General features: G+C 68.2%; 6 protein-coding genes and 1 pseudogene. 1 reads left to right on the top strand and 6 read right to left on the bottom strand.

The features are described 5' to 3' along the window. The 5 genes from B1790_RS31960 to B1790_RS31980 form a co-directional block, all read right to left on the bottom strand. A partial coding sequence (locus tag B1790_RS31960; RefSeq protein WP_233165416.1) for an ABC transporter substrate-binding protein occupies positions 1 to 353 on the bottom strand: 353 nt, incomplete at its 3' end. Continuing rightward, positions 350 to 997: a cysteine hydrolase family protein gene (locus B1790_RS31965; protein ID WP_079927304.1), complete on the bottom strand. Its 648-nt coding sequence runs from the start codon at positions 995 to 997 to the stop codon at positions 350 to 352. The genes B1790_RS31965 and B1790_RS31960, both read right to left, overlap by 4 nt. Further along, complete coding sequence (locus B1790_RS31970; protein WP_079927305.1) at positions 998 to 2,002, bottom strand: ABC transporter permease; 1,005 nt, start codon at positions 2,000 to 2,002, stop codon at positions 998 to 1,000. It abuts the gene before it with no gap. Positions 2,003 to 2,122: 120 nt separating this feature from the next. Beyond that, the gene (locus B1790_RS31975) at positions 2,123 to 2,998 is read right to left on the bottom strand and encodes an ABC transporter permease (protein WP_079927306.1); all 876 of its coding nucleotides are present in this window, start codon (positions 2,996 to 2,998) and stop codon (positions 2,123 to 2,125) included. Beyond that, on the bottom strand, positions 2,998 to 5,004 hold the full coding sequence (locus B1790_RS31980) for an ABC transporter ATP-binding protein (protein ID WP_079927307.1): 2,007 nt from the start codon (positions 5,002 to 5,004) through the stop codon (positions 2,998 to 3,000). The genes B1790_RS31975 and B1790_RS31980 overlap by 1 nt, the downstream gene beginning before the upstream one ends. 220 nt (positions 5,005 to 5,224) lie before the next feature. On the opposite strand from B1790_RS31980, the gene B1790_RS31985 reads away from it, so the two are divergent. Beyond that, positions 5,225 to 5,914, top strand: coding sequence for a TetR/AcrR family transcriptional regulator (locus tag B1790_RS31985; RefSeq protein WP_079927308.1), 690 nt, complete (start codon positions 5,225 to 5,227; stop codon positions 5,912 to 5,914). On the opposite strand, the pseudogene B1790_RS31990 reads toward B1790_RS31985, so the two are convergent. Beyond that, positions 5,884 to 6,784: pseudogene (locus B1790_RS31990) on the bottom strand (allophanate hydrolase); the annotation flags it as partial. The gene B1790_RS31985 and the pseudogene B1790_RS31990 sit on opposite strands and share 31 nt — an antisense overlap.

The raw sequence follows: 6,784 nt of genomic DNA on the forward strand, positions 1-6,784 counted from the left end.
GGCGTGCCGTCGTGGAACTTCACGCCCTCGCGAAGCTTGAAGGTGAACACCTTGTTGTCCGGGGACGCGGTCCACTCGGTGGCGAGAAGCGGTTCCAGTTCCGGCTTCTCGGTGCCCGCCTTGTACTGCAGCAGACCCTCGTAGGTGTTGGTCGTCAGCAGCAGGCCCTGCCCCGCGTAGAAGATGTCGGGGTCCGGCGGCTGCCCCGGATCCTGCAGGAACGACAGGTGCAGCACCTTGTCGGCCGGTGCGGCATTCGGCGTGCTGGTGCCCGAATCCGAACCGCCACAAGCGGTCAACGCGACGACGGCCACCGCGGCGACGGCCGCCATGGCGCGGAATCTGGTGGTCATCGGGTGGCTCCTTCGAGAGCGGGAGCGGATTCGGCAAGCTCACCGAACGCGGCGAGGATCTCGTCACTGGTGCGGAGCGCACCGGTCTGCAGGTACTCCATCGCGTCCAGTGCCGCGTCGTGCCGGTACTGCGAGGACCCTCCGACGCAGTCGGTGACCACGCGTACGTAGTAGTCGCGCTGGTGGGCGTCGGCGAAGGTGTAGTGCACGCAGACGTCGGTGAGACCGCCGACGAGGATCAGCGTGTCGGCCTTGAGGCCCCGGAGCACGATGTCGAACTCGGTGCCGATGAACCCCGAGTAGCGCCGCTTGACGAGGTGGAATTCGTTCCGTGATCCGTCGAGCACCGGTCGCAGCGTCGGTTCTAGGTCGGTGCCGCGCTGCCCCTCCACGCAGTGCACACCCTCGACTCCGTCGAGCTCGCGGCCGAAGTCGACGCCACTGGGCCGGTGCACCTCTTGGAAGAACACCACCGGGATGTCCGCGGCGCGCGCCGCGGCGAGCAGCCGCTCGGCGACGGCGACGCGTTCGGCGTTCCCTGGCATGACGGGAATCCCCATCTCGTCGGCGGGCAGTCCACCGCCCTCCTGCATGTCGACGACGACGAACACCGGGTTTCCCACGATGAGTGGCTGTTTCGGCACCTAACCTCCTGTTGTGGCGATACGTGGATCAGCTGCGGCCTGCATGAGGTCCACCGCCGTGTTGATGAAGACGTAGAGGGCCCCGAGCATCAGGGTGACGCCGGCGATGGCCGGGAAGTCCGCGACGGGGATGCTCTGGGCGATGTACTGCCCGATGCCCGGCCAGCCGAACACCTGCTCGACCACCAGGACACCCGAGAACATCAGTCCCACTTGCAGACCCGTCATCGACAGCGCTGAACCGACGGAGTTGCGCAGCACGTGGCGGGCCAGGATCTTGCCCTCCGGCAACCCCTTGGCCCGTGCCGTCCTGGCGTAGTCGCTGTCGACGTCACCGAGCAGGCTGCTGCGTAGGACACGCCCGATGGCGACGGCGGGGCCGATCGCGATCACCAGCGCCGGCAAGATCAGGTGATGGAAGGCGTCGGCAGCGACGTCGAATCGCCCGTGCAGCAAGCCATCCACGGTGAGCAGTCCGGTCGGCCCGGTGGGCGGATTGGCGATGGCGATCCGACCGTTGGCCGGTACCCAGCCCAACTCCTTGTAGAACACGATCAACCCGAGGATGCCGAGCAGGAACATCGGTGCCGACGACCCGGTGAACAGGACGGCGCGCAGGATGCCTGCGCCACGCCACTTCAACGTCGTGCTGAAGGCCAGCAGCACGGCCAGCACCAACGCGAAGGCCAGGCCGTAGAGCGCCAGCTCCAGGGTGGCCGGAAAGAACGTGCCGAGGTCGGACGCGACGCCGTGGCGGGTCCGGAACGACGTGCCGAGATCGCCGGTCATGGCGCCGGTCAGGTAGTGCCAAAACTGCACCAGCACGGGCTCGTTGAGCCCGAGTGCCTCCCGCCGGGCGGCCACGGCCTGCGCCGACGCCTGCGCGCCAAGTTGCGCCTTGACCGGATCCATCGGGGAGATGTGTTGGAGCAGGAACATCACCCCGGTCAGGGCGACCAGGATCGCTACCGTGGCACCGATACGTGCCGCGATGAAGGTCTTCATCGGGTACCTCCTTCGGCGCCCAACGTGACGCCACTGCGGGAATCGACCATCAAAATCGCAGTGGTGTCACGTTCGGCACGACGCGAGGAGCCCCGGAACAGTTCGAATTCGCTCATCGGCCTAGCTCGTCTTCATCAGGTTGCGCAGACTGTCGCCCGCGATGTTTCCGATCAGTGCCAGCACCAGGACGCCCAACCCGGGCATCACCGGAATCCACCACTGCTGCAGGAAGTAACTCAGGTTGCGGGCCGAGTCGGCACCGAGCTCGGCCGCCGGGGCGGACTGTCCGAGGCCGAGGAACGACAGCGCGGCGAGCGTGAGGATCAGCGTGCCGATGTCGAGGCTGGCGGCGACCACCGCGTTGGGTACCGCGCCAGGAAGCAAATGGCGTCTCGCGAGCCGAAAGCGGTTGACGCCAGCCAGTCGTGCGGCTTCGACGTGCGGACGGGCGGCCAGCCTGGCCACCTCACCGCGGACCAGCCGCGCGTAGAACGGCCACCACACGATCGACACCGCCACGAGCGTGTGGACGAAACTTGGACCGAGCGCGGCGACCACGGCGATGGCCAGCACCGGGGCGGGCAGCGACAGGAAGCCGTCGGTGATGCGCATGAGCACCGAGTCGACCCAGCCCCCGGTCGCGCCGGCGATCAAGCCGATCAACCCGCCGAACAGCAGCCCGACGGCCACCACGACCAGCGCCGCGAACCAACTCGAGCGGATGCCGTAGAGCACTCGCGACAGGATGTCGCGGCCGATGCTGTCACTGCCAAGGAGGAAGCCCTCCTTGCCGGGTGCCTGCAGCGGCATGCCGACGGGGACCAGCGGATCGTGCGGAGCCAGCAGCGGCACGGCGATCGCGATGATCGTGACCACGAAGATCAGGGAGAAACCGGCCCAGTTGAGCACCGTCGAGCGGGACTGCAGGGACAGGATCCGGCGCTGGCGCCCACGCACCAGCGGTACCGACGGTGGAGCCGCCGTCGCAATTGCCATCAGACCGCTCGCCTTTCGATGCACGCCACTTGGTGCGGGTTGCCGGGGACACCCTCGAGCCGGACGTCGAGTTCGGATCCGCTGCAGGCGTCGACTGAGATCGAGCACCGGGGATGGAACGCACATCCGGTAGGGGGTGACAGTGGACTGGCGGGTTCGCCTGGCAGGATGCGGGATTCGCGTCCGAGGTCGGGGATCGAGTCGACGAGTGCCTGCGTGTACGGATGCGCAGGGTCGCCGATGACCCGTTCGGCCGGTCCGATCTCGACGATCCTGCCCAGATACATGACCGCGATCCGGTCGGCGACGACGCGGGCCACCGACAGGTCGTGGGTCACGAAGACCACCGACATGTCGAGGCTGCGTCGCAGATCTCCGATCAGGTTCAGCACCGAGGCGGCCAGGGACACGTCGAGCGCGCTGGTCGGCTCGTCACACAGCAGCACCGACGGCGGCACCACGGTGGCCCGCGCCAGCGAGACTCGTTGCCGTTGCCCACCGGAGAGTTGACCTGCCCTGGACTTGGCGACCTCGGCGGGCAGGCCGACCCGCTCGAGCACCTCGACGACGGCGTCCCTGCGTTGCGACCGCGACAAACCACTGCCGCTGAGTCGCTCGGAGATCAGCTCGCCGACCGACAGCCATGGCGTCAACGAGGCGCCGGCGTCTTGGAACACCATCTGTGGTCGCTGCCCCTCGACCAGTTCCACCTGACCGGAGGTTGGCTTCTCGAGACCGGCAATCGCGCGCAGCAGCGTCGACTTTCCCGAACCGCTCTCGCCGACGAGGGCCACCGACTCGCCGTGTGCGACACGCAGCGAAACACCGCGCAGCGCTTGGAGTTTGCCCCCTCCGGCGGAGCGATCCAACCAGCGCTTGGTCACAGAGAACGTCTTGGTGACGTCGCGCAGTACGACCGAGGGCGGCATCTCCTGGCGCTGGTCGGCCTCGGGGAAGGGTTCGTGGGTCGTGGTGGACACGGCGCCGAGATCCTTCACGATCTCCTCCAAGGGGAGGATGCACGCGCTGGTGCGGTCTGCTGCCACCGCGACCGGGTCGGGAGGTGCGGTCGTGCACTCGTCGCGCGAGACCGCGCACCGGGGTTCGAACGCACATCCGGGCAGCGGGGACACGGCGCTTGGCACCGAACCGGCGAGTGCGGCCAGTTTGCGGTCACGCGCCGTAGTCAGGGTCAGACGCGATCGAAGAAGTCCGTGCGTGTAGGGATGCGCCGGCGCGCCGAGAACCGCAGCCGTCGGTCCGATCTCGGCGATACGGCCCGCATACAGCACGGCGATGCGATCCGAGATCTGCGCGGCGACGCCGAGGTCGTGGGTGATGAAGACGATGCTGCAGCCGATCTCGTCGCGAAGCCGCGCCAGCAGCCGCAGCACCTGGGCCTGCACCGTGACGTCCAGCGCCGTGGTCGGTTCGTCGGCGATGATCAGATCCGGATCACCCGCGATCGCGATCGCGATCATCACGCGTTGACGCAGGCCGCCGGAGAGTTCGTGCGGGAAGGCACGCATCCGTCGCCCTGGTTCTGGAATGCCGACCGCGGTGAGCAGGCGCAGCGCTTCGGTGTCACTGCCCGCCGCCTCGGCAACCTGCTTGCCGATCCGCATGGTGGGGTTCAGTGAGGTCATCGGGTCCTGGAACACCGCGCCGAGGTCGAGGCGCCGAACCTTGCGGATGGCCTTGTCGTCGCCGTGGACCATGTCGGATCCGGCAACGGTGACGGTGCCGTCGATCGGGGTGTGGGCGGGCAGCAGCCCAAGCATGCTGAACCCGAGAACGCTTTTACCCGAACCCGATTCGCCGACCAGACCGAGGATCTCCCCCGGCGCGATCTGCAACGACACCCCGCGCAGTGCGTGCACGTCGCGGCCGTTGCGCCGGAAGGTCACATGAAGGTCGTCGGCGGCCGCGACGGGATCGGAGATCGTTGGCACCGTCGGTGTGGCGACGTCGGTGATGGCAGCCCCTTCGGAAACAGCGATGCCCATGTGAGAACGCTCCAGGAAGTGTCGAAGTCGGCGGGACAGCGGCACGTCCATGGGCCACTCGCCTGTCAACTGACAGTTTTCCGGTCGCGCCATCGCCGTGGGTGTCGCTGGCGTAACCAAACGGCGGCGTAGGTAACCGATGGGTGTCGCGCGTTTCTGTCGTGTGACAGAAACATGGGGACCTGACCAATTTCGGCTCGCCATGGTCCACGATGGGGTCATGCCGCTCGCCAGGGCCGGTCGCCCCCGCCATCACGACCAGAAGCGTCCCGGCCTCACCGCGCGTGACGAGATACTCGACGCCGCAGGTGAACTCTTCACCACCCTGGGGTACACCGCCACGTCGACGAGGTCCATCGCGGAGTCGGTCGGCATCCGCCAGGCGTCGCTCTACCACTACTTCAAGACCAAGGACGACATCCTCTGCGCGCTGCTCGGGCAAACCGTGAGTCCCACACTGGCATTCATCCCGAGCCTGCTCGGCGCCGAGCCGGCGCTGAGCGCCAACGAACACCTGCACGCCCTGGCCGCCTTCGACGGGGACCAATTGCTCGCCGGCCGCTGGAACCTCGGCGCGCTGTACCTGCTGCCCGAACTACGGGGGGCCGGTCTCGAGTCTTTCTGGTCGGACCGGGAACGGCTGCGCCTGCACTACCTTGCGTTGAGTCAGGCCGTCATCGCCGCGACCGGAGTGCACGCGGCCGCCGCGGACCTGCCGTTTCGATTGGTCGAGTCGTTGGTCAACATGTGGTCGGTGCCGCCCGGTGACGAGCGCGCCGAACTGCCGATCCACGTGGCCGACGCCTGCCTGCGCGTCCTCGGGGTCTCCGACCGCGAGACACCGGCGCTTCGGGAGCGGACCCGTGCGCTCATCGAGCGCTACACCAGCGCGGAGACACTTCTCAGGTAGGTCGGCCAGTCTCCGTGCCGGGTGATGTCCTCACCGGCTCGCCATGCGTCCAGCGCACATCCGAAGCCGACCACCTCGGTGCCGTCGGCCAAGGTGACCCGACCCAGTGCCATCGGCGCAGGCAAGGCCGCCAAGAAGTCGCCGAGCATCGCCGTGCCCACCAACCACAGCTCACCGCCGATGCTGGCGCCCTCGTCGGCGCCGACGCGCACCAAGCCGGGCTTCGGCGGACTGGTGTCGAGGCTCGCCAGCCGGTACACCGGAGCGGTCAGCGCGGGCCCCAGCCACCGGGCGCCGCGGTCCTCGAGCTGAAATGCCAACGGCTGTCCGCGAAGATGCGCGCCGACCACCATCAGGGTCGTCGCGTCGGCGCCGGCGAGCGTCGGCCACGGTCGGTCGGTCGACGTCCCCACGGTCGACGTCGCACCGGGCAGCGCGACGGACGGCGTCGGCGAGACGACCAGTCGGGCGACGTCGACGGCGACCGCATCGGCACCCGATCGCGCGATCACCGACACGCCGAACTGGTCGTCGCCCGCGGTCCCCGACGGAACCGCCACGGCGCACATGTCCATCAGGTTGCAGAAGTTGGTGTAGGTCCCCAGCCGGGAGTTGACACCGACCGGATCGGCGGCGACCTCGGCGAGGGTGGGGTGCTCAGTGGTCGTGGGGATCAGGAGTGCGTCGCAGTCACCAAGTGACGCCGACGCGATCTCGGTGAGCTCCGCGAGCTGGCGGCGGTCCCGCAGCAGCCCGGTCGCCGACACGTCCCCCGCCGCCGAGATGATGGCTCCGACAGTCGAATCCACCGCCGCGCGGTGCGCGTCGACGAACTCGCCGACGGCGTCGTGGCGTTCGGCGACCAGTCCG

The sequence above is a fragment of the Mycobacterium sp. AT1 genome (assembly GCF_002043095.1).
Classification (GTDB): Bacteria; Actinomycetota; Actinomycetes; order Mycobacteriales; family Mycobacteriaceae; genus Mycobacterium.